Raw genomic sequence first — 22,492 nt, forward strand, 5'->3', positions numbered from 1 at the left:
GGCGCGGTACCCGGCCACCGCGCCCCGGTTGCGACCGACCCGAACGCGTTCGTCCCGGTCGCGGCCACCCTCGCCGCGGCCTCGTGCCGGGAGAGGCACGGCCGCGGGGTCGTAGGCTGGAGCGGGCAAGGATCCCGCGGTTCGGCTTTCGCGGGAGCCATGAACGGAGGCGAAGCATGGCCAACTCGGCGTCCGGTGAATCACTGATCACCCGGTTCGATCGCGTCCTGGACGCGTTCGGCCCCGCACGTCCCGAGCTGACCTTCCGCGAGATCTGCGCGGCCACCGGGTTGCCATCCTCCACGGTGCACCGGATCCTGGGGGACATGAAGCGCGCGAGGTGGCTCGAGTCCGGTTCCGCGCAGACCTACCGGGTGGGGACCCGGTTATGGGAGCTCGCGTCCCGCGCGGCATCCGCCGAGAACCTCGCAGCGGTCGCGATCCCGTTCATGTCGGACGTGCACGCGGTGCTGCGCCAACACGTGCACGTGGGGGTGATCGAGGGCCACGACGTCCTGTTCGCCGAGCGGATCGCCGCGAGTGACTCGGCGGTCCCACTGCGCTCGATCGTCGCCGGACGCCTTCCACTGCACCGCTCGGCCACGGGTCTCGCCCTGTTGTGCCACTGTTCGGACGAGTTCATCGCGCAGTACCATGACGCCGCCGCGGCGCGGGCGGTCGCGGACGAACCGGGCGGTGCCCTCGTGGGCAAGGAACGCTTCGCGGCGGACCTGCGGGTCTTCGCGCAGCGCGGTTATGCGATCCAGCGCGAACGCATCGACGAGGGCAGTGGGGGAGTGGCGGTCCCACTCAAGGTCCCCCCGGGGCACCGCGCGGCGGCCCTAGGAGCGGTGCTGCCCCTGAGCGACATGCGGGATCCGGACGTCTCGGCCATCGTGCAAACGTTACGGGTTGCCGGCCACGGGATCTCCCGCGCCCTGGGGACATTCTGACAACCTCTTGTGGGTGATCTTCGCGGGAAACCCCTCCGCCCAAGGCGCAACGGGGAGCCTCGTACCGGCCGCAGCCATGTCGTACCCCGCGTCACAGACGCGACCCCCGTCCCATTGAACGGAATCAATGAGATACGCGCCATGTGGCTCCAACATAATGTGACCCACAACGTGCGCAAGGAGGACACATGCTCGAGGAGCGAACGATCATCGACACCCAGGTGGCCATCGTGGGGGCGGGGCCCGCCGGACTGATGCTCTCCCACCTGTTGTACCGGGCCGGGATCGACAACGTGGTCGTGGAGAAACGCAGCCACGACGAGATCGCTAACACCCACCGCGCGGGCATCCTCGAAGCGGGGACCGTGCAGATGCTCGCCGAGACCGGCGTGGACGGGCGCGTGCTGTCGCACGGCCACGAGCACGAGGGCACCGTGCTGCGCTTCGAGGGCGAGAGCCGTCGGATCGACTTCCAAAAGCTCGTGGGTCACTCCGTGTGGCTGTACCCCCAGAACGAGGTCTTCGTGGATCTTGCGGCGGCGCGCGAGCGCGACGGCGGTGACGTGCGCTGGGAAGTCACGGACACCGAGGTCCGGGACCTGACCACGGAGCAGCCCACGGTGCTGTGCACCACCAAGGAGGGCGAGAAGCTCGAGATCCGTAGCCGCCTGCTCGTGGGCGCGGACGGTTCCAAGGGCATCTGCAAGCGTCAGATCCCGCAGGACGTGCGCACGGACAATTTCATCGAGTACCCGTTCGCGTGGTTCGGGATCCTGTGCGAAGCGCCGCCGTCGGCCCCCGAGCTCATCTACGCGAACTCGCAGTACGGTTTCGCGTTGATCTCGCAGCGCAGCGACACCGTGCAGCGCATGTACTTCCAGTGCGACCCCAACGAGAACGTGGACGACTGGGACGACGAGCGGATCTGGACCGAGTTGCAGCGGCGCATCGACGGCCCGGACGGGTTGCAGCTGCAGCGCGGGCCCATCTTCGACAAAACCGTGCTGCCGTTCCGCTCGTACGTGTGCGAGCCCCTGCGCTACGGGAACATGTTCCTGGTGGGGGACGCCGGGCACACCGTGCCGCCCACGGGCGCCAAGGGTCTGAACCTCGCGTTCTGCGACGTGCGGGTGCTCGCGCCGGCGATCATCGAGTTCTTCGGTTCCGGTGACGAGCGCGGGTTGGCCGGGTACTCCGCCAAGGCCCTGGACCGGATCTGGAAGGCCCAGAACTTCTCGTACTGGGTCACCAACCTGATGCACATCCAGCCGGGGGAGAACCCCTTCAACATGAAGCGCCGCCGGGGCGAGTTCGAGACCGTCACGAACTCCACGTACGGCTCGGGCTACTTCGCCGAGTCATACACCGTCTGGCAGGACCGCACCTGAGCACACCGGACCTAGACTCCGATCCACTCACCCGAGGAGATGATCATGACCACCGAGAACGACGACACCTTCGACCCGCCGTACGTCAAGGGCGCGGACGACGCCGCCGACACCCAGAACCAGCTCAACGACGAGATGGCCGCCATCAGCAAGCAGTACGAGAAGGCCGGCACGGAGGAGACCCAGCCTCGTCTGGACTACGCCCCGTACCGCAGCTCGATCCTGCGTCACCCCACCAAGGACCCCCGCCACGCGGACCCGGAGACCATCGAGCTCTACGCGCCGGCCTTCGGCCAGCGGGACGTGCACGCGCTGGAGTCGGATCTGACAATCCAGGACGGCGGCGAGCCCATCGGTGAGCGGATCCGGATCTCCGGGCGCATCCTGGACGGCGACGGCCGCCCCGTGCGCAACCAGCTCGTGGAGATCTGGCAGGCCAACGCCGCCGGTCGCTACATCCACAAGCGCGATCAGCACCCGGCCCCGATCGACCCGAACTTCACGGGCGTGGGCCGCTGTCTGACGGGTGACGACGGTTCCTACTCGTTCATCACCATCAAGCCGGGCCCGTACCCGTGGAAGAACCACCTCAACGCATGGCGCCCCGCGCACGTGCACTTCTCGCTGTTCGGCACGGACTTCACGCAGCGCATGATCACCCAGATGTACTTCCCGGGTGACCCGCTGTTCGCGTTGGACCCCATCTACCAGTCGATCGTGGACCCCAAGGCGCGCGAGCGTCTCGTGGCGGACTACGACCACGACATCTCCGAGCACGAATGGCTGCTCGGCTACCGCTGGGACATCGTGCTGAGCGGTTCGAACCGAACCTGGACGGAGGACGACAGCAATGTCTGAGAACACTGAGCGCCTGGTGCCCACCCCGGGCCAGACCATCGGACCCTTCTACGGCTACGCGCTGCCCTACGAGGGCGGGGAATTCCTCGTGGACCGTTCGCACCCGAACGCCGTGCGCCTGCACGGCACGGTGTACGACGGCCACGGCACGCCGGTTCCGGACTCCATGCTCGAGATCTGGCAGGCGGACGAGAACGGCCAGGTCTCGCAGGAGCCCGGTTCGCTCAAGCGGGACGGCTACACCTTCACCGGTTTCGGCCGCGTGGCGGTGGACAACGTGGGGCACTACGACTTCACCACGGTCAACCCCGGCCCTACCGAGGACGGCAAGGCCCCGTTCATCTGCCTCACGGTGTTCGCGCGCGGTCTGCTGAACCGCCTGTTCACCCGCGTGTACCTCCCCGAGGATGCGGACGCACTGACCAACGATCCGCTGCTGTCCTCGCTGTCCGAGGCCGAACGCGCCACGATGATCGCAGAGCGTCAGTCGGACGGCTCGTTGCACTTCGACGTGCACCTGCAAGGGGACCGCGAGACCGTGTTCCTGGCCTACCCGGGGATCTGATGATCTTCACCGGTCTTCTCACTCCGGGGAGCCACCGAGCCGCAGAGCTCGCCGACGACCGTGCCGTGACCCGCGCGATCCTCCGTGTGGAGGACGCGTGGGTCGCGGCCCAGTCGCGGTCCGGGCTCGTTGCGCCCGACGCCGCTCGGGCGGCCCACGCCGCAGCTGAAAGCGTGGCGCTCGACGAAGCGGCCCTGAACGACCTCGCGATCGCGTCCGAGGGCGGGGGCAATCCCGTGATCCCCCTGCTCGCGGCCTACCGTGCGGCGGTCACCGAGGAGAACGGCGCGCCGATTAGTGCGGTGCACGCCTCGTTGACCAGCCAGGACGTCATGGACACGGCCCTCGCGCTGGTGATGCATGACGTCCGCTCGAGCATCCTCGCGCACCTCGCCCGCACGGGGGATGCTCTCGCTCGCATCGTGGCTGAGCACCGCGACACCGTGATGGTCGGACGGACCCTCACCCAGCACGCACTCCCCATTTCTTTCGGTCTCAAGGCCGCCTCGTGGCTCGCAGCGGTCGACGACGCCGTGGACGCCGTGCTCGCCGCACGGCTTCCCGTGTCGTACGGCGGGGCGTCCGGGAGCCTGGCCGCCACGATGGCCCGCTGCTCCGACGGCGCAACGTCGGAGCAGACCTTCGGGCGGGTCACCGATTTGCTGGGCCACTGGGCGGACGAGCTCGGCCTGGAGCTGCCGAACGGTGTGTGGCACACCGACCGCGTGCCGGTGCTGCGGGTCGCGAGCGGCTACGCGCAGACCACCGCCGCACTGGCCCGCATGGCCAATGACGTCCTCATGATGTCCCGGCCGGAGGTGGGGGAGCTGCGCGAACCCACCGCGGAGGGGCGAGGTGTTTCCTCGGCCATGCCGCAGAAGCAGAACCCCGTGCTGAGCGTACTGCTCAAGCGCACGGGCATCGCGGCCCCGGGGCTGCTGTCCCAGGTGTTCGCGGGTGCGAGCGCCGCGGACGACGAACGCCCGGACGGCGGCTGGCATGCCGAATGGGCCGCGTTGCGCGAGCTCGCGGTACTGGCGACCGCGGCGTCGTCGCACGCTGCCGAGCTGGCCGGGGGGCTCACGGTGGACACCGAGCGCATGGCGCAGAACCTTGAGCGCGCGGGAACGGGCGTGATGGCGGAACGGCTGAGCGCGGCACTCGCGCCGGTGCTGAGCGAGCGCGAGGGCAAGAACGCGAAACAGCGCGTGCAGGCCGCGGTGCGCGCCGAGCCGTGGGACGCGGACGCGCTCGCGAGCGCCCTGGCGCGGGAGATCGCGGCGCAAGAGGACCCGACTCTGCCCGAGGGAGTGTCCGTCGGGGATCCGCAGGCCGTGACCCGCTGGGTCCGGAGCCTGCTGGACCCGCGCGGTTACCTGGGCGCGTCGGGCGAACTGTGTGACCGGGCCGTGGCCCGGCACGAGGAAAGGACGACGGCATGACGGTTCCCGCACCGGGACTCGTGGAATTCACCCGACCGCAGGACCTCGCGGAGGGTGCGCCCCTCGTGGTGCTCGGCCCCGCACTGGGCACCTCGGTCACCCATCTCTACGCGGCCGTGGCCCCGCTGCTGGCCGAGCGGTTCCACGTGATCGGCTGGGACCTTCCGGGCCACGGGGTCAGCGATCCCGCGCAGGAATTCACGCTCGGAGAACTCGCCCGCGCCGTGGCGGACGCCGTCACCGAGCACACCGGTGCGCGGTCGTGGCACATGGTGGGGACCTCGATCGGGGGAGCGGCGGTGCAGCAATTGCTCGCCCAGGATCCCGAGCGGGTGGCGTCCGCGGCGTTGATCGCCACGAGCAACTACTTCCCGGACCCGCGGATGTGGCGCGAGCGGGCCGAGCTCGTCGCGAGTGCCGGCACACCCACCCAGGTGATCGGGTGTGCCAAGGCGTGGTTCGCCCCCGATTTCCTGGCCGAGCACTCGGAACGCGGGACCCCGCTGCTGCACGACCTGCAGGGGACGGACCGGTTCAGTTACGCCGCGGCCTGCCGTGCGCTGGGTGGTTTCGACGTGCGGGAGCGCACGCGCCCCGCGTCCGTCCCCACCGCAGTCGTGGCCGGTGCGCAGGACGCCATGGTGGGGCCCGACGTCGCCCAGGGTCTCGCGGACGCGCTGCACGCGCGCTGCGAGGTCGTCGACGACGCCGCCCACCTCGTACCTGTGGCCGCACCCGAGCTCGTGGCCCACACGATCGCGGAGCTCGTGGCGGCCGCGCGCTGACGCGGTCCACGCGCGCTCGATCGATCCGCGGCACCCGCGGGGAGCCGCGAGCGCACGAGACACGGATTCACGGGACGCGGCATGACGGGCCACGAGCTCGGGAACGACGACACGAACCAGCACGAGACCAGGAACGAGGAACAAACATGAACCCACGCTCGCAACGCACCGAAGCACAGGCCCTGCAGGACGGGATGACCGTGCGCCGGGAGGTGCTCTCGGACGCCCACGTGGACCGCGCGGAATCCGGCAAGACCGAGTTCACGGAGGACTTCCAGGACTTCATCTCGCGCTACGCGTGGGGCGAGATCTGGACCCGGCCCGGCCTGGACCGCCGGATGCGCAGCGCGTGCGTGTTGACCGCGCTGATCGCCGTCGGTCACTGGGAGGAGTTCGAGATGCACGTCAAGGCGGCGTTGCGCAACGGGCTGAGCACGGACGAGATCAAGGAGATCCTGCTGCAGTCCGCGATCTACCTCTCCGTCCCGTCCGCCAACAACGCGTTCAAGCACGCGCAGAAGGCGCTGTCGGAGTACTCGGGTTGACCGGAGTTGTTCGTCATGCGAACAAGTGTTCACATCGCGATCACTGCGCTCTAGACTGACCACATGCAACGCGGTGACCGGACACCCGAGCCCGGCGCCGCCCCGGCCGCGGCCGGGTGAGTTACCACGGTGAGGATCCCCATGAACCACGCATACGTCTACGACGCCATCCGTACCCCGTTCGGGAAGGTGGGTGGCGCGCTCGCGAGCCACCGTCCCGACGACCTCGCGGCCCTCGTGGTGCGCACGCTCGTGGAGCGCGCACCCGAGCTGGACCCCGCCACGATCGACGAGGTCTACTTAGGCAACGCCAACGGCGCCGGTGAGGAGAACCGCAACGTGGCGCGCATGGCCACGCTGCTCGCGGGTCTGCCCGTGTCCGTCCCCGGCTCCACGATCAACCGGTTGTGCGGTTCGTCCCTGGACGCCGCGATGATGGGCTCCCGTCAGATCGAGGTGGGGGAAGGGGACTTGCTGCTCGTAGGCGGCGTCGAGTCCATGTCCCGCGCGCCGTGGGTGCTGCCCAAGACCGAGCGGCCCTACCCCATGCAGAACCTCGAGCTCGCCAACACGACCCTGGGCTGGCGCCTCGTGAACCCGGACATGCCGAGTGAGTGGACGGTGTCCCTCGGTGAGGCCACCGAGCAGTTGCGCGAGAAGCACGGCATCTCGCGCGAGGACCAGGACGCGTTCGCGGCCACCTCCCACCAGCTCGCGGCCAAGGCGTGGGACGAGGGCAAGTACGACGACATCACGGTCAGCGTGGCACCCAACACCAAGAAGGGCGTGGAGCTCACCCGGGACGAAACCGTGCGCGGGGACTCCACCCCGGAGACGCTCGCCGGTCTGCGCACCGTGTTCCGCAGCGGTGACAACGCGACCGTCACCGCCGGTAACTCCTCTCCCATGAACGACGGCGCGTCCGCCGTGTGGCTCGGCAGCGAGCGCGGTGCGCAGCTGCTCGGTCGCGAGCCCATCGCCCGTATCGCCGGCCGCGGTGCCGCCGCCAACGAACCACAGTTCTTCGGTGAGGCGCCCGTGGAGGCGGCCAACATCGCCGTGCGCCGCGCGGGGATCACGTGGGACGACGTCGCCGCCGTGGAACTCAACGAGGCCTTCGCCGCGCAGTCGCTCGCGTGCCTGCGCCAGTGGGGTGTGGACCAGAGCATCGTCAACCAGTGGGGCGGGGCCATCGCGATCGGCCACCCGCTCGGCGCCTCCGGGACCCGCGTGTTGGGGACCCTGGCCCGCCGGTTGCAGGAGAGCGGGCAGCGCTGGGGTGTGGCCAGCCTGTGCATCGGCGTGGGGCAGGGCCTCGCGGTGGTGCTCGAGAACGAGAACGCCCAGGGCTGAGACCCCTCCAACCTTTTCGAGAAAGGCACACCATGCTCAACATTGCAGACAGCGCCGCGGCGGCCGTGGAGCTCATCCACGACGGTGCGTGCGTGATGATCGGCGGCTTCGGTGTGGCCGGTCAGCCCGTGGAACTCATCGACGCCCTGATCGAACACGGCGCCAAGGACCTCACGGTCGTGAACAACAACGCCGGCAACGGGGACGTGGGTCTCGCCAAGCTGATCCAGCTGGGCCGCGTGCAGAAGATCATCTGCTCGTTCCCGCGCCAGTCGGACTCGTGGCACTTCGATGAGAAGTACCGCGCCGGTGAGATCGAGCTCGAGGTCGTCCCGCAGGGCAACCTCGCCGAGCGGATCCGCGCCGCCGGTGCCGGGATCGGGGCGTTCTTCACGCCCACCGGTTACGGCACGCCCCTGGCCGAGGGCAAGGAGGTGCGCGAGCTGGACGGCAAGCACCAGGTGCTTGAGTATCCCATCCACGCGGATTTCTCCCTGACCAAGGCGTACCGGGCGGACAAGGCCGGCAACCTCGTGTACCGCAAGACGGCGCGCAACTTCGGCCCCATCATGGCTGCGGCGGCCACGCACTCCATCGTGCAGGTCAGCGACATCGTGGAGCGCGGGCAGATCGATCCCGAGGTCGTGGTGACCCCTGGGATCTACGTGGACACCGTGGTGCAGATCAACCGGCCCCAGCAGCAGGACCCGCGAGAGGAAGGTGCGGCATGAGCGTTCTGCAGAACAGTGATCACCCGTTGAGCCCGGAGGAACTCGCGGAGGTCGTGGCGCGGGACATCCCCGCCGGGGCGTATGTGAACCTGGGCATCGGCCAGCCCACCCTGGTCTCCAACTACCTCAGCGCCGAGGACGACGTCACCCTGCACACCGAGAACGGGATGCTCGGGATGGGTGCGGAGGCCCACGGGGACGAGGTGGACCCGGACCTGATCAACGCCGGCAAGATCCCCGTGGTCGAGACCGAGGGCTGCTCGTACTTCCACCACGCGGACTCGTTCGCCATGATGCGCGGCGGTCACCTGGACTGCTGCGTGCTGGGTGCGTTCCAGGTGGACCAGCAAGGCAACCTCGCCAACTGGCACACCGGTAAGCCGGACGCGATCCCCGCCGTGGGCGGTGCCATGGACCTCGCCACCGGCGCCAAGCAGACCTTCGTGATGATGACCCTGAAGACCAAGAAGGGTCAGTCGAAGCTCGTGAAGGAGTGCACCATGCCGCTCACGGGCGTGGGCTGCGTGTCCCGGATCTACACGGACCTCGGCGTGTTCCTCCTCGAGGACGGCAAGGTCACGGTGCGCGAGACCTTCGGTGTCGGCTTCGACGAACTCGCCCAGCAGGTGGATGTGGAGCTGACACCCGCCCAGTGACCCGCTCGGTATTCTGCCGGGTAGTGTGCCGATGGTGTCGCGCGGACCGTTCGCGGTGCCATCGCCGTGTCGATCAGTGACCCACGCGGCGTCGTGGGGGGAGAGAGGGTGGTCACCACGACCGGTAGCAACGACTCCGCCCCCGGGGACGGTTTCGTGCAGTCGCTCGCGCGCGGGCTCGCCGTGATCGGGGCGTTCGACGCCGAACGCCCCGCCATGAGCCTGTCCGAGGTGGCCCGGCAGACCCAGCTGACCCGCGCGACTGCCCGCCGGTTCCTGCTCACGCTCGAGTCCCTGGGTTACGTGCGCTCGGACGGGCGGCGCTTCGAACTCACGCCCAAGGTACTGAGCCTGGGCTACTCCTATCTCTCCGCGCTGTCGCTGCCGCAACTGGCCCAGCCCCACCTGCGTTCGTTGTCGGACGAGCTCGGGGAATCCACGTCCATGTCCGTGCTCGACGGCGCGGAGATCGTCTACGTCGCGCGCGTGGCCACCCAGCGGATCATGAGCGTGAGCATCTCGCTCGGCACGAGGTTCCCGGCGTACGCAACCTCCATGGGCCGGGTCCTGCTCGCGGCACTGCCCCCCGAGGAGCTCGCGGAACTGCTCGAGCGGGCGCAACCGCGCAGCCTGACCCCGCTGACACTCACGGACCACACGCAGCTGCGGGCGCAGATCGCCGCCGTGCGTCGTGCCGGCCACGCCGTGGTGGACCAGGAACTCGAACTCGGGCTGCGCTCCGTGGCCGTGCCGGTGACGGACGGCACGGGAGCGGTGGTGGCCGCGATCAACGTGTCCATGCGCGTGGGCCTCGGATCCGGGGACGTGGAACACCTGGACCGCCGCGTGGTCCCCGCCCTGCAACGGTGCGCCGCCGCCCTGTCGGCGGACGTCGTGACCTCCGGCAGAAGCGATTTTTCCTCCTGAGACGCGAGCTGCTATGCTAAGGAAGAATTGCTCGATTCCGGGCAGTCCTCAGATGGCAAATCGGACACCGTCCTGTGGTACGCCCCTTGTACCTAGATGCCATCTTTCGTCATGCTCGGACACGGTTTCGTCGCAGTCACTACTGCTGATCCGTCCCGGCGGGCCCGGGATCAATATTCCGCCATCAACGGGGGCGGCCACCACCGGTCCCGTTCCAACAGGAGGCACTGTGCCAACTATCCAGCAACTGGTCCGCAAGGGCCGGCACTCCAAGGTCGTGAAGACCAAGGCTCCCGCGCTCAAGGGCAACCCCATGAAGCGCGGCGTCTGCACCCGCGTGTTCACCACGACCCCCAAGAAGCCGAATTCGGCGCTGCGCAAGGTGGCCCGTGTGAAGCTCAACGGCGGCGTGGAAGTCACCGCCTACATCCCGGGTGAGGGTCACAACCTTCAGGAACACTCCATCGTGCTCGTGCGCGGTGGTCGTGTGAAGGACCTGCCGGGTGTCCGTTACAAGATCGTGCGCGGCGCGCTCGACACCCAGGGTGTCAAGGGCCGTCAGCAGGCTCGCTCCCGCTACGGCGCGAAGAAGGAGAAGAAGTAATGCCTCGTAAAGGTCCCGCTCCCAAGCGCCCCCTCGTCGTCGATCCCGTCTACGGCTCGCCCGTGGTCACTCAGCTGATCAACAAGGTCCTGCAGGACGGCAAGAAGTCCACCGCTGAGCGCATCGTCTACGGTGCCCTCGAGGGTGTGCGCAACAAGACCAACTCCGATCCCGTGGCCACCCTGAAGAAGGCCCTCGACAACGTCAAGCCCGCCCTCGAGGTCCGCTCCCGTCGTGTCGGTGGCGCCACCTACCAGGTGCCGGTCGAGGTCAAGGCAGGCCGCGCCCAGGCACTGTCCCTGCGCTGGCTCGTGGGCTACTCCAAGGCCCGTCGTGAGAACACCATGACCGAGCGTCTGCAGAACGAGATCCTCGACGCCTCCAACGGCCTCGGTGCCGCTGTGAAGCGCCGCGAGGACACCCACAAGATGGCCGAATCCAACAAGGCCTTCGCCCACTACCGCTGGTAAAATTCGGTAGTCCTGTCGGCCCCGCGCTGCGCGGGGCCGACACCAGGGCCCGGCACTACCTTTTACGAAGGGAACCATCGTGGCACTCGACGTGCTTACCGACCTCAAGAAGGTCCGCAATATCGGCATCATGGCTCACATCGATGCCGGTAAGACCACGACCACCGAACGAATCCTGTTCTACACGGGCATCAACCACAAGCTCGGCGAAACGCACGACGGTGCATCCACGATGGACTGGATGGCTCAGGAGCAGGAACGCGGCATCACCATCACGTCCGCCGCGACCTCGTGCTACTGGCACGACTACCAGATCAACATCATCGACACCCCGGGTCACGTGGACTTCACGGTCGAGGTCGAGCGCTCTCTGCGCGTGCTCGACGGCGCCGTGGCCGTCTTCGACGGCAAAGAGGGCGTGGAGCCCCAGTCCGAGACCGTGTGGCGCCAGGCCGATAAGTACGAAGTGCCCCGCATCTGCTTCGTCAACAAGATGGACAAGCTGGGCGCCGACTTCTACTTCACCGTGGACACCATCAAGTCCCGCCTGGGCGCGACCCCGCTCGTGTTGCAGCTGCCGATCGGTGCCGAGAACGACTTCGTGGGCGTCATCGACCTGGTGACCATGAAGGCTCTCGTGTGGGAGGGCGACTCCAAGGGTGACGTCTCCCTGGGCGCCAAGTACGAGACGCGCGAGATCCCGGAGGATCTGAAGGACCGCGCGGATGACTACCGCAACCAGCTCGTCGAGGCCGTCGCGGAGGCGGACGACGAGCTCATGGAGAAGTACCTCGGCGGCGAGGAGCTCACCGAGGACGAGATCAAGGCCGGCATCCGCAAGCTGACGATCACCTCCCAGGCCTACCCCGTGCTGTGTGGCTCGGCGTTCAAGAACCGCGGCGTGCAGCCCATGCTCGACGCCGTGGTGGACTACCTGCCCTCCCCGCTCGACGTGGAGGACGTGCAGGGCCACGCCATCAACGACGAGGAAGAGGTCATGACCCGCGCCGCGGACGCCAACGGCCCCTTCGCGGCCCTCGCGTTCAAGGTCGCCTCGCACCCGTTCTACGGCCAGCTCACGTACATCCGCGTGTACTCCGGCAAGGCGAAGGCCGGCGAGCAGGTCATGAACTCTACCAAGGGCAAGCGCGAGCGCATCGGCAAGCTCTTCCAGATGCACTCCAACAAGGAGAACCCGGTGGACGAGATCTCCGCCGGTCACATCTACGCGGCGATCGGTCTGAAGGACACCACCACGGGCGACACCCTGTGCGATTCGAACAACCAGATCGTGCTGGAGTCCATGAGCTTCCCCCAGCCTGTGATCTTCGTGGCCATCGAGCCCAAGACCAAGGGTGACCAGGAGAAGCTGTCCACCGCCATCCAGAAGCTCTCCGCGGAGGACCCCACCTTCACGGTGTCCCTCAACGACGAGACCGGCCAGACCGAGATCGGCGGCATGGGCGAGCTGCACCTGGACATCCTGGTGGACCGCATGAAGCGCGAGTTCAAGGTCGAGGCCAACGTGGGCAAGCCGCAGGTGGCCTACCGCGAGACCATCAAGAAGGCCGTGGACAAGGTCGACTACACCCACAAGAAGCAGACCGGTGGTTCCGGCCAGTTCGCCAAGGTGCAGGTTTCCTTCGAGCCGCTGCCGCTGGACGCGGAGGAGCTGTACGAGTTCGACAATGCCGTGACCGGTGGTCGCGTGCCGCGCGAGTACATCCCCTCGGTGGACCACGGTATCCAGGACGCCATGCAGTTGGGCATCCTCGCGGGCTACCCGGTGGTGGGCGTCAAGGCCACCCTGATCGACGGTGCCTACCACGACGTGGACTCCTCGGAAATGGCGTTCAAGATCGCCGGTTCGATGGTGTTCAAGGAAGGTGCCCGGCGTGCCAACCCGGTCCTGCTCGAGCCGCTCATGGCCGTGGAGGTGCGTACCCCGGAAGAGTACATGGGTGACGTCATCGGTGACCTGAACTCCCGCCGCGGCCAGATCCAGTCCATGGAGGACGTCGCGGGTGTCAAGCTCGTGAAGGCCCTGGTGCCCTTGTCGGAGATGTTCGGCTACATCGGTGACCTGCGGTCCAAGACCCAGGGTCGCGCGGTGTACTCGATGGAGTTCGACAGCTACTCGGAGGTCCCCAAGGCCGTGGCCGAGGAGATCATCCAGAAGAACCGCGGCGAGTGAGCCGGCGGGGCCCACGCCCCGTGATTTCAGTAAATTCGTAATCCAGAAGTAGACTTGCACAGGTTTCGACACGCGCAGCGTCTGAAGCGCTGTGGTCCCACGCTCCGTGGTCCGGAGCAGTCGAGCAAGTCTCACCTCAATGTTCTAGGAGGAACACATCATGGCGAAGGCCAAGTTCGAGCGCACCAAGCCGCACCTCAACATTGGCACCATCGGCCACGTTGACCACGGCAAGACCACGCTCACCGCTGCGATCTCCAAGGTCCTGGCCGACAAGTACCCGGACGTCAACGAGCAGCGTGACTTCGGTGCGATCGACTCCGCCCCGGAGGAGAAGCAGCGCGGCATCACGATCAACATCTCTCACATCGAGTACCAGACCGACAAGCGTCACTACGCCCACGTGGACGCCCCCGGTCACGCCGACTACGTGAAGAACATGATCACCGGTGCCGCTCAGATGGACGGCGCGATCCTCGTGGTCGCCGCGACCGACGGCCCCATGGCCCAGACCCGCGAGCACGTCCTGCTCGCCCGCCAGGTGGGCGTGCCTTACCTGCTGGTGGCGCTGAACAAGTCCGACATGGTCGACGACGAAGAGCTGCTCGACCTCGTCGAGATGGAGGTCCGCGAGCTGCTGTCCGACCAGGGCTTCGACGGCGACAACGCCCCCGTGGTGCGCGTCTCCGCTCTGAAGGCCCTCGAGGGCGACGCAGAGTGGGTCAAGTCTGTCGAGGACCTCATGGAGGCCGTGGACGAGAACGTCCCGGACCCCGTGCGTGACACCGACAAGCCCTTCCTGATGCCCATCGAGGACGTCTTCACGATCACCGGTCGCGGCACCGTGGTGACCGGCCGCGCCGAGCGCGGTACCCTGCCGATCAACTCCGAGGTCGAGATCGTGGGCATCCGCCCCGTGCAGAAGACCACGGTGACCGGTATCGAGATGTTCCACAAGCAGATGGACGAGGCCATGGCCGGCGAGAACTGCGGTCTGCTGCTGCGCGGTCTCAAGCGCGACGACGTCGAGCGTGGCCAGGTCGTGTGCAAGCCGGGTTCCATCACCCCGCACACCGACTTCGAGGCCAACGTCTACATCCTGTCCAAGGAAGAGGGCGGGCGTCACAACCCGTTCTACTCGAACTACCGCCCGCAGTTCTACTTCCGCACCACGGACGTCACCGGCGTCATCACCCTGCCCGAGGGCACCGAGATGGTCATGCCCGGTGACAACACCGAGATGACGGTCGAGCTGATCCAGCCGATCGCCATGGAGGAAGGCCTCGGCTTCGCCATCCGTGAGGGTGGCCGCACCGTGGGCTCCGGTCGTGTGACCAAGATCAACAAGTAAGACCCGTTGATCCGGTGAGGCGCTGAGTCGAACCTTCGAGAACCCCGTGGTCCGTTCAGGACCGCGGGGTTCTCGCATGTTCGGGCGGCGGCGTGCCCGCCGGCCCGAGGGAGTAGGGACGTGGCCGGTTTGCGCGCTCCCCCGGATCTCTGGCAGAATGGTCGCTGTTGTTCGCTCAGCGACGCGGGATTCCCGTGCGCCGGTCGAGCGCGTGGAGTCCATTGCGAGAACCGGGTGCGGAGCAGTCGCGCAACCGAAGCAAACGCAATGCAGCGAACTTCCACGCGGATATCACCGCGGACAACCATTTTTCAACCGGCACCGCATCATTGTGTGGACCGGGCGGCGCGCTCCTCGCGCGACACGCCCGAGTTCGGGTGCCGGGGCCTCGACAGGGTGAGGAACCCGGAAGTTTCCGGATTCAGTCTGTGCGGGGTGGCGAGCACGATCGCCGAGCACAAGGAGTCCGCGGACTCCATACAGGGAAGTACTTGAAGAAAGAGAGTCACGACGCCATGGCGGGACAAAAAATCCGCATCCGGCTGAAGTCCTATGACCACGAGGTCATCGACGTCTCGGCACGGAAGATCGTTGAGACGGTGACGCGCGCAGGCGCCACGGTGGTGGGACCCGTCCCGCTGCCCACCGAGAAGAATGTGTACTGCGTGATCCGCTCGCCGCACAAGTACAAGGACAGCCGTGAGCATTTCGAGATGCGCACCCACAAGCGGCTGATCGACATCATCGACCCCACGCCCAAGGCCGTCGACTCGCTCATGCGTCTCGACCTGCCCGCTGACGTGAACATCGAAATCAAGCTGTAAAAAGGATCGCACCCCAATGACTACCACTTTCGAACGCCAGGTGAAGGGCCTGCTGGGCACGAAGCTCGGCATGACCCAGGTCTGGGACGAGAACGGGAAGTTCGTGCCGGTGACCGTGGTCAAGGCCGACTCCAACGTCGTGACGCAGCTGCGCAACGAGGACAAGGACGGCTACAACGCCGTGCAGATCGGCTTCGGTGCGATCGATCCCCGCAAGGTGACCAAGCCACTGGCCGGTCACTTCGCCGCTGCAGGCGTGACGCCCCGTCGTCATGTCGTCGAACTTCGTACTTCCGACGCCGCTGAGTACGAGCTGGGACAGGAACTGTCCGTGGAGCTCTTCGAGGCCGGTGCCAAGGTCGACGTCGTCGGCACCACCAAGGGCAAGGGCACCGCGGGTGTCATGAAGCGCCACGGCTTCGCCGGTGTGGGCGCCTCCCACGGTGCACACAAGAACCACCGCAAGCCGGGTTCCATCGGCGGCGCATCGTACCCCGCTCGCGTGTTCAAGGGCATGCGCATGGCCGGCCGGATGGGCAACGCCCGTCACACGACCATGAACCTGACCGTGCACGCTGTCGACGCCGAGAACTCCCTGCTGCTCATCAAGGGCGCCCTGCCGGGCCCCAAGGGATCGGTCGTCCTCGTCCGTTCCACCGTGAAGGGAGCCTGATACTCATGGCAACTGAAACCGTCAACGTCGAGCTGCCCGCTGAGATCTTCGACGCCCAGACCAACGTGGCGCTGCTGCACCAGGTCGTCGTCGCCCAGCTGGCCGCCGCCCGTCAGGGCACGCACAAGACCAAGACCCGCGCGGAGGTCTCCGGCGCCGGTCGCAAGCCGTTCAAGCAGAAGGGCACCGGCCGGGCTCGTCAGGGCTCCATCCGCGCCCCGCACATGACCGGCGGTGGCGTGGTGCACGGCCCCACGCCGCGTGACTACTCCCAGCGCACGCCCAAGAAGATGAAGGCTGCCGCCCTGCGCGGTGCCCTCTCGGACCGGGCCCGTAACGGCCGCATCCACGTGGTGGCGGACCTGGTGAGCGGCGAGCAGCCGTCCACGAAGGCCGCCAAGGAGGCGCTGCGTTCGCTCACCGAGCGCAAGAACCTGCTCGTGGTGCTGAACCGTGGCGAGGACAACGCCGCGCTGTCTGTGCGCAACCTGGTCAACGTGCACGCCGTGTACGCCGATCAGCTCAACACGTACGACGTGCTCGTCTCGGACGACGTGGTCTTCACCAAGGCCGCTTACGACTCGTTCGTCGCAGCCGCGTCCGGTAGCAAGCAGGAGGACGCCAAGTGAGCGTTATCTACAACAAGGACCCGCGCGACGTCATCATCCGTCCCGTGGTCTCCGAGAAGTCCTACGGTCTGATCGACGAGGGCAAATACACCTTCCAGGTGGCCCCCTCCGCCAACAAGACCGAGATCAAGCACGCGATCGAGCACATCTTCGGTGTCAAGGTCGCGTCCGTGAACACCCTCAACCGTCCCGGTAAGCGTAAGCGCACGCGCTTCGGCTGGGGACAGCGTAAGGCCACCAAGCGTGCCATCGTGTCCCTCCGGGAAGGCTCCATCGACATCTTCGGCGGTCCGCTCTCTTGAGCGGAGACCACTTTAACGAGGAACTCAAAACATGGCTATCCGTAAGCACAAGCCGACAACCCCGGGCCGTCGTGGCTCGTCGGTTGCGGACTTCGTAGAAATCACGCGCACCACGCCCGAGAAGTCCCTGGTGCGTCCGCTGCCCAAGAAGGGCGGTCGTAATAACACCGGCCGCATCACCACCCGTCACAAGGGTGGCGGGCACAAGCGCCAGTACCGCGTGATTGACTTCCGTCGTCACGACAAGGACGGCGTGGACGCGAAGGTCGCCCACATCGAGTACGACCCGAACCGTACGGCTCGGATCGCGCTGTTGCACTACGTGGACGGCACCAAGCGATACATCATCGCGCCGAACCGCCTGCGTCAGGGCGACGTCGTGGAGTCTGGCCCCAACGCCGACATCAAGCCGGGCAACAACCTGCCGCTGCGCAACATCCCCGTGGGTACCGTGCTGCACGCGGTGGAGCTGCGTCCGGGCGGGGGAGCCAAGCTCGCCCGTTCCGCCGGCGCATCCGTGCAGCTGGTCGCCCGTGAGGGCAAGTACGGTCAGCTGCGCCTGCCCTCCGGTGAAATCCGCAACGTGGACGTGCGCTGCCGCGCGACCGTGGGCGAGGTCGGCAACGCCGAGCAGTCCAACATCAACTGGGGCAAGGCCGGACGTAACCGTTGGAAGGGCATCCGCCCGACCGTCCGCGGTGTGGTCATGAACCCCGTGGACCACCCGCACGGTGGTGGCGAGGGCAAGACCTCCGGTGGTCGTCACCCGGTCAACCCCAACGGTAAGCCCGAGGGACGCACCCGTCGCCCTAACAAGGAAAGCGACAAGCTCATCGTGCGTCGTCGTCGTACCGGCAAGAACAAGCGCTAAGGAGCCTGACTAATGCCACGCAGCCTCAAGAAGGGCCCTTTCGTTGATCAGCACCTCTTCGTGAAGGTCGCCAAGGAGAACGAGAAGGGCACCAAGAACGTCATCAAGACGTGGTCCCGCCGCTCGATGATCGTGCCCGACATGCTCGGACACACGATTGCCGTGCACGACGGACGCAAGCATGTCCCGGTGTTCATCACTGAGTCGATGGTCGGGCACAAGCTCGGCGAATTCGCCCCCACCCGCACGTTCCGCGGCCATGTGAAGGACGACAAGAAGGGCAAGCGTCGCTGACCCTCGCGGTCGCAACGCTGCACTTCTTCGACAAGACGAGAGAAGGAAAGCAATGGAAGCCAAGGCATCTGCGCGCTACATCCGCGTGACGCCTATGAAGGCCCGGCGCGTCGTCAACCTGATTCGTGGCCAGCAGGCGAATGAGGCGTTGGCGATCCTGAAGTTTGCCCCGCAGGCAGCTTCAGAGCCGGTGTTCAAGGTTCTCGAATCCGCCGTGGCCAACGCCCGGCAGAAGGCCGACCGCGAGGGTCTCGCGTTCAAGCCGGAAGACCTCGTGGTCTCCGCGGCCTTCGTGGACGAGGGACCCACCATGAAGCGGTTCCAGCCGCGTGCCCAGGGCCGTGCGTTCCGCATTAACAAGCGCACGAGCCACGTGACCGTGGTCGTGGCGACACCGGAGAAGGAGGAGGTCCGCTAAGTGGGACAGAAAATCAACCCCAACGGATTCCGTCTGGGCATCACCACCGACCACGTCTCGCACTGGTACGCGGACTCGAACCAGCCGGGTCAGCGCTACAAGGACTACATCCGCGAGGACGTGAAAATCCGCGAGCTCATGTCCACGGGCATGGAGCGCGCCGGCATCGCCAAGGTCGAGATCGAGCGCACCCGTGACCGCGTCCGCGTGGACATCCACACGGCGCGCCCGGGCATCGTGATCGGCCGCCGCGGCGCCGAGGCGGACCGGATCCGCGGTGAGCTCGAGAAGCTCACCGGCAAGCAGATCCAGCTCAACATCCTCGAGGTCAAGAACCCGGAGACCGACGCCCAGCTCGTCGCTCAGGGTGTCGCCGAGCAGCTGGCCTCCCGTGTCGCGTTCCGTCGCGCCATGAAGAAGGCCATCCAGTCCGCGCAGCGCGCCGGTGCCAAGGGCATCCGGATCCAGTGCGCCGGCCGCCTCGGCGGCGCGGAGATGTCCCGTTCGGAGTTCTACCGCGAAGGCCGTGTGCCTCTGCACACCCTGCGCGCGAACATCGACTACGGCTTCTTCGAGGCCAAGACCACCTTCGGCCGCATCGGCGTGAAGGTCTGGATCTACAAGGGCGACCTCACCGATAAGGAACTCGCCGCCCAGCAGGCCGCTGCTCCGTCCTCGCGCGGACGCAACGACCGTCGCGGCGGTGGCGAGCGGCGTCGTCGCAATGACCGTAACGACCGTGGTGGACGCCGTGAGCGCGACTCCGCCGCAGCCCCGCAGCAGAACACCGCTGCGGAGGCGACCAACGCAGAGGGTGGTAAGTAATGCTCATCCCACGTCGTGTGAAGTTCCGTAAGCAGCACCACCCGCGTCGTCGGGGTCAGGCGAAGGGCGGAACCCAGGTCACGTTCGGCGAGTGGGGCATCCAGGCGCTGAGCCCGGCGTACGTCACGAACCGTCAGATCGAGGCCGCGCGTATCGCCATGACCCGTCACATCAAGCGTGGCGGCAAGGTCTGGATCAACATCTACCCGGATCGTCCCCTGACCAAGAAGCCCGCCGAGACCCGCATGGGTTCCGGTAAGGGTTCCCCCGAGTGGTGGATCGCTAACGTCAAGCCCGGACGCGTGTTGTTCGAGATCTCCGGCGTGAGCGAGGACGTGGCACGTGAGGCGCTGCGCCTGGCCATCCACAAGCTCCCGATGAAGGCACGCATCGTGCGTCGCGAAGGCGGTGAATGATCAATGGCTATTGGATCCAAGGATCTGAACATGGAGAACCTCGCGGCTCTCGACACCGGTGCCCTCACCGACCAGCTGCGCAAGTCCAAGGAAGAGCTGTTCAACCTGCGCTTCCAGGCCGCGACCGGTCAGCTCGAGAGCAACGGGCGTCTCAAGTCCGTCAAACGCGACATTGCCCGGATCTACACCGTGCTGCGTGAGCGCGAGCTCGGGATCCGCGAGGACGTGGCGCCGGCTGCTGAGAAGACCGAGAAGAAGGCCTCGAAGAAGGCTGCCAAGTCTGAGGATGATGCCAAGTGAGCGAGCAGGTTAACAACGAATCGGCCGCGGCCGAGCGCGGTGACCGCAAGACCCGCCAGGGCTACGTGGTCTCCGACAAGATGGACAAGACCGTGGTCGTCCAGGTCGAGGACCGCGTCAAGCACGCCCTGTACGGCAAGGTGCTGCGCAAGTCCAAGCGTGTGAAGGCCCACGACGAGCAGAACACCTGCGGCGTCGGGGACCTCGTGCGCATCGCCGAGACCCGTCCGCTGTCCGCCACCAAGAACTGGCGGATCGTGGAGATCATCGAGAAGGCCAAGTAAGTCCTCCTCGACAGCGTCAAGGGCCCCCGACCGGTTGCGGTCGGGGGCCCTTGCGCGTGCACGACGGCGCTGCCCGGCGCCGTTCCCGCGTCCACCCGCGCCCCGGCCGCCGGCCTGTACATCGATTGGCGTTACCCGCCGGGGCGCGGTAGAGTAGGTCAGTACGCGTGTCGACACACGTGTGCCCACTCTGACTTCGACCCTGCTGAGTCAGAATCCACGTCCGCCCCACGTGCGCTGTGCGCACCGTACCGGGACGGCGGCAAGCCCCACGGTGCGTCCGTGGGCGGCTCCGCGCGTTGCACGCCGCGGTTGCTGCCACAACTTGCTCGTTGATTCTGCATTCAGCCACGAATCCGAGCAGGGCAGCACGGCGAACCCGTTCGCCATCCATGTGTGAGCGATCATCGCGTACGAACTCCGCGCACGCCCCGGACCCCTCCTACGGTCACGGGGAACACCGTGGCGTGGAGCGTTCACACGACCACCGTTCCGCAAGGCTCGGCATTCAGCACCATCGGATGAGAACCAGCGCGACGACAGGAGTAAATCAGTGATTCAGCAGGAATCGCGGCTGAGGGTCGCCGACAACACGGGTGCGAAGGAAATTCTCACCATCCGTGTGCTCGGTGGATCCGGACGCCGTTACGCAGGCATTGGCGACATCATCGTCGCCACCGTCAAGGACGCCATCCCCGGCGGCAACGTCAAGAAGGGTGACGTCGTCAAGGCGGTTGTGGTCCGTACCAAGAAGCAGAGGCGCCGTCCCGACGGTTCCTACATCCGTTTCGACGAGAACGCCGCAGTGATCTTGAAGAACGACGGGGACCCCCGCGGCACGCGCATCTTCGGCCCCGTGGGCCGCGAGCTGCGCGACAAGAAGTTCATGAAGATCGTCTCGCTGGCCCCGGAGGTGCTCTGACATGGCGAAATTCAAGATCAAGACCGGCGACCTGGTTCAGGTCATCACCGGTAAGAACAAGGGCGAGCAGGGCAAGGTCCTGCGCGTGATCACCGAGACCTCCCGCGTGGTGGTCGAGGGCGTCAACGTCGTGACCAAGCACAAGCGCGCCAACGCCCAGGGCGAAGCCGGCGGCCTCGTCAAGTCCGAGGCTCCGATCCACATCTCCAACGTGATGCTCGTGGACCCGGAGACCGGCAAGCCGACCCGTGTGGGCTACCGCACCGAGACCGTGGAGCGCAACGGCAAGCAGAAGACCGTCCGCGTTCGCGTGTCCAAGAGCACCGGCAAGGATCTGTGATGAGCGAAACCACCGAAACCAAGTTCACCCCCCGGTTCAAGACCAAGTACCAGGAGACCGTCGTCCCGGCCCTGCAGGAGCAGTTCGGCTACGCGAACGTCATGCAGATGCCGCGCGTGGTCAAGGTCGTGGTCAACATGGGTCTGGGCGAGGCGGCCAAGGACTCCAAGCTGGTGGACAACGCCATCAAGGACCTCACCGCCATCACCGGTCAGAAGCCCGTGGTCAACCGGGCCAAGAAGTCCATTGCGCAGTTCAAGCTGCGTGAGGGAATGCCCATCGGCGCGCACGTCACCATGCGTGGCGAGCGGATGTGGGAATTCCTGGACCGTCTCGTCACGCTCGCGCTGCCGCGTATCCGTGACTTCCGTGGTCTGTCCGACCGTCACTTCGACGGCAACGGCAACTACACCTTCGGTCTGACGGAACAGTCCATGTTCCACGAGATCGATCAGGACAAGATCGACCGCGTGCGCGGTATGGACATCACCGTGGTCACCTCCGCCAAGACCGACGACGAGGGTCGCGCGCTGCTCAAGGCGCTCGGTTTCCCGTTCAAGACCAACTGATTC

At 66.6% G+C, this 22,492-nt stretch carries 29 protein-coding genes; all 29 read left to right on the forward strand.

Annotated features, from left to right (window positions below; all coding sequences use genetic code 11):
• The first annotated feature begins 176 nt into the window (after positions 1 to 176).
• The 29 genes from Q9R22_RS03895 (at position 177) to rplE (ending at position 22,489) form a co-directional block, all read left to right on the forward strand.
• On the forward strand, positions 177 to 953 hold the full coding sequence (locus tag Q9R22_RS03895) for an IclR family transcriptional regulator (protein ID WP_311254071.1): 777 nt from the start codon (positions 177 to 179) through the stop codon (positions 951 to 953).
• A gap of 188 nt (positions 954 to 1,141) precedes the next feature.
• Positions 1,142 to 2,341, forward strand: coding sequence for a 4-hydroxybenzoate 3-monooxygenase (locus Q9R22_RS03900; protein ID WP_311254072.1), 1,200 nt, complete (start codon positions 1,142 to 1,144; stop codon positions 2,339 to 2,341).
• Positions 2,342 to 2,386: 45 nt separating this feature from the next.
• Positions 2,387 to 3,199, forward strand: a complete 813-nt coding sequence (pcaH, locus tag Q9R22_RS03905; protein ID WP_085106480.1) for a protocatechuate 3,4-dioxygenase subunit beta — start codon at positions 2,387 to 2,389, stop codon at positions 3,197 to 3,199.
• A complete protein-coding gene (gene pcaG / locus Q9R22_RS03910; protein WP_131332465.1) occupies positions 3,192 to 3,764 on the forward strand; it encodes a protocatechuate 3,4-dioxygenase subunit alpha in 573 nt (190 codons plus the stop codon). Before pcaH ends, pcaG begins: the two co-directional genes overlap by 8 nt.
• Positions 3,764 to 5,206, forward strand: a complete 1,443-nt coding sequence (locus tag Q9R22_RS03915) for a lyase family protein (RefSeq protein WP_311254073.1) — start codon at positions 3,764 to 3,766, stop codon at positions 5,204 to 5,206. The genes pcaG and Q9R22_RS03915 overlap by 1 nt, the downstream gene beginning before the upstream one ends.
• The gene (locus Q9R22_RS03920) at positions 5,203 to 5,991 is read left to right on the forward strand and encodes an alpha/beta fold hydrolase (protein ID WP_131332467.1); all 789 of its coding nucleotides are present in this window, start codon (positions 5,203 to 5,205) and stop codon (positions 5,989 to 5,991) included. The genes Q9R22_RS03915 and Q9R22_RS03920 overlap by 4 nt, the downstream gene beginning before the upstream one ends.
• Before the next feature lie 146 nt (positions 5,992 to 6,137).
• The gene (locus Q9R22_RS03925) at positions 6,138 to 6,536 is read left to right on the forward strand and encodes a carboxymuconolactone decarboxylase family protein (protein WP_131332468.1); all 399 of its coding nucleotides are present in this window, start codon (positions 6,138 to 6,140) and stop codon (positions 6,534 to 6,536) included.
• A 141-nt stretch (positions 6,537 to 6,677) separates the two neighbouring features.
• Positions 6,678 to 7,889, forward strand: a complete 1,212-nt coding sequence (locus tag Q9R22_RS03930; RefSeq protein ID WP_064845217.1) for a thiolase family protein — start codon at positions 6,678 to 6,680, stop codon at positions 7,887 to 7,889.
• Between the two features lie 32 nt (positions 7,890 to 7,921).
• Positions 7,922 to 8,620 carry a 3-oxoacid CoA-transferase subunit A gene (locus tag Q9R22_RS03935; RefSeq protein WP_064845216.1) on the forward strand — a complete coding sequence of 233 codons (699 nt, stop codon included), beginning with the start codon at positions 7,922 to 7,924 and terminating at the stop codon, positions 8,618 to 8,620.
• Positions 8,617 to 9,276: a 3-oxoacid CoA-transferase subunit B gene (locus tag Q9R22_RS03940; RefSeq protein WP_131332469.1), complete on the forward strand. Its 660-nt coding sequence runs from the start codon at positions 8,617 to 8,619 to the stop codon at positions 9,274 to 9,276. Before Q9R22_RS03935 ends, Q9R22_RS03940 begins: the two co-directional genes overlap by 4 nt.
• 108 nt (positions 9,277 to 9,384) lie before the next feature.
• Positions 9,385 to 10,203, forward strand: a complete 819-nt coding sequence (locus Q9R22_RS03945; protein ID WP_242670604.1) for an IclR family transcriptional regulator C-terminal domain-containing protein — start codon at positions 9,385 to 9,387, stop codon at positions 10,201 to 10,203.
• A gap of 229 nt (positions 10,204 to 10,432) precedes the next feature.
• A complete protein-coding gene (gene rpsL / locus Q9R22_RS03950; protein WP_012397684.1) occupies positions 10,433 to 10,807 on the forward strand; it encodes a 30S ribosomal protein S12 in 375 nt (124 codons plus the stop codon).
• Complete coding sequence (gene rpsG, locus Q9R22_RS03955) at positions 10,807 to 11,277, forward strand: 30S ribosomal protein S7 (RefSeq protein ID WP_064845213.1); 471 nt, start codon at positions 10,807 to 10,809, stop codon at positions 11,275 to 11,277. Before rpsL ends, rpsG begins: the two co-directional genes overlap by 1 nt.
• A gap of 79 nt (positions 11,278 to 11,356) precedes the next feature.
• Complete coding sequence (gene fusA, locus Q9R22_RS03960; protein WP_131332470.1) at positions 11,357 to 13,471, forward strand: elongation factor G; 2,115 nt, start codon at positions 11,357 to 11,359, stop codon at positions 13,469 to 13,471.
• 160 nt (positions 13,472 to 13,631) lie between these two features.
• Positions 13,632 to 14,822, forward strand: a complete 1,191-nt coding sequence (gene tuf, locus Q9R22_RS03965) for an elongation factor Tu (RefSeq protein ID WP_064845211.1) — start codon at positions 13,632 to 13,634, stop codon at positions 14,820 to 14,822.
• A 515-nt stretch (positions 14,823 to 15,337) separates the two neighbouring features.
• The gene (rpsJ, locus tag Q9R22_RS03970; protein ID WP_003803825.1) at positions 15,338 to 15,646 is read left to right on the forward strand and encodes a 30S ribosomal protein S10; all 309 of its coding nucleotides are present in this window, start codon (positions 15,338 to 15,340) and stop codon (positions 15,644 to 15,646) included.
• A gap of 16 nt (positions 15,647 to 15,662) precedes the next feature.
• A complete protein-coding gene (gene rplC, locus Q9R22_RS03975; protein WP_035959743.1) occupies positions 15,663 to 16,319 on the forward strand; it encodes a 50S ribosomal protein L3 in 657 nt (218 codons plus the stop codon).
• A gap of 5 nt (positions 16,320 to 16,324) precedes the next feature.
• Complete coding sequence (gene rplD, locus Q9R22_RS03980; protein WP_035959733.1) at positions 16,325 to 16,948, forward strand: 50S ribosomal protein L4; 624 nt, start codon at positions 16,325 to 16,327, stop codon at positions 16,946 to 16,948.
• Positions 16,945 to 17,250, forward strand: coding sequence for a 50S ribosomal protein L23 (rplW, locus tag Q9R22_RS03985; RefSeq protein WP_131332471.1), 306 nt, complete (start codon positions 16,945 to 16,947; stop codon positions 17,248 to 17,250). Before rplD ends, rplW begins: the two co-directional genes overlap by 4 nt.
• A gap of 31 nt (positions 17,251 to 17,281) precedes the next feature.
• Positions 17,282 to 18,121: a 50S ribosomal protein L2 gene (gene rplB / locus Q9R22_RS03990; protein WP_035959718.1), complete on the forward strand. Its 840-nt coding sequence runs from the start codon at positions 17,282 to 17,284 to the stop codon at positions 18,119 to 18,121.
• 12 nt (positions 18,122 to 18,133) lie between these two features.
• Positions 18,134 to 18,415, forward strand: a complete 282-nt coding sequence (gene rpsS / locus Q9R22_RS03995) for a 30S ribosomal protein S19 (RefSeq protein WP_035959716.1) — start codon at positions 18,134 to 18,136, stop codon at positions 18,413 to 18,415.
• Between the two features lie 52 nt (positions 18,416 to 18,467).
• A complete protein-coding gene (gene rplV, locus Q9R22_RS04000; RefSeq protein ID WP_012397693.1) occupies positions 18,468 to 18,833 on the forward strand; it encodes a 50S ribosomal protein L22 in 366 nt (121 codons plus the stop codon).
• Positions 18,834 to 19,658 (forward strand): 30S ribosomal protein S3, encoded by an 825-nt coding sequence (gene rpsC / locus Q9R22_RS04005; protein ID WP_035959714.1) that lies wholly within the window; start codon positions 18,834 to 18,836, stop codon positions 19,656 to 19,658.
• Positions 19,658 to 20,074: a 50S ribosomal protein L16 gene (gene rplP, locus Q9R22_RS04010; RefSeq protein WP_064845210.1), complete on the forward strand. Its 417-nt coding sequence runs from the start codon at positions 19,658 to 19,660 to the stop codon at positions 20,072 to 20,074. The genes rpsC and rplP overlap by 1 nt, the downstream gene beginning before the upstream one ends.
• A gap of 3 nt (positions 20,075 to 20,077) precedes the next feature.
• Positions 20,078 to 20,374, forward strand: coding sequence for a 50S ribosomal protein L29 (gene rpmC, locus Q9R22_RS04015; protein WP_035959707.1), 297 nt, complete (start codon positions 20,078 to 20,080; stop codon positions 20,372 to 20,374).
• Positions 20,371 to 20,658 (forward strand): 30S ribosomal protein S17, encoded by a 288-nt coding sequence (rpsQ, locus tag Q9R22_RS04020; protein ID WP_035959699.1) that lies wholly within the window; start codon positions 20,371 to 20,373, stop codon positions 20,656 to 20,658. The genes rpmC and rpsQ overlap by 4 nt, the downstream gene beginning before the upstream one ends.
• Positions 20,659 to 21,211: 553 nt before the next feature.
• The gene (gene rplN, locus Q9R22_RS04025) at positions 21,212 to 21,580 is read left to right on the forward strand and encodes a 50S ribosomal protein L14 (protein WP_035959693.1); all 369 of its coding nucleotides are present in this window, start codon (positions 21,212 to 21,214) and stop codon (positions 21,578 to 21,580) included.
• A gap of 1 nt (position 21,581) precedes the next feature.
• Complete coding sequence (gene rplX, locus Q9R22_RS04030; RefSeq protein WP_035959685.1) at positions 21,582 to 21,920, forward strand: 50S ribosomal protein L24; 339 nt, start codon at positions 21,582 to 21,584, stop codon at positions 21,918 to 21,920.
• Positions 21,920 to 22,489, forward strand: a complete 570-nt coding sequence (rplE, locus tag Q9R22_RS04035) for a 50S ribosomal protein L5 (protein WP_035959679.1) — start codon at positions 21,920 to 21,922, stop codon at positions 22,487 to 22,489. The genes rplX and rplE overlap by 1 nt, the downstream gene beginning before the upstream one ends.
• The last annotated feature ends 3 nt before the right edge of the window (positions 22,490 to 22,492 follow it).

Origin of the sequence: Kocuria sp. PD6, assembly GCF_031844145.1 — a bacterium.
Taxonomy (GTDB): Bacteria; Actinomycetota; Actinomycetes; order Actinomycetales; family Micrococcaceae; genus Kocuria; species Kocuria marina.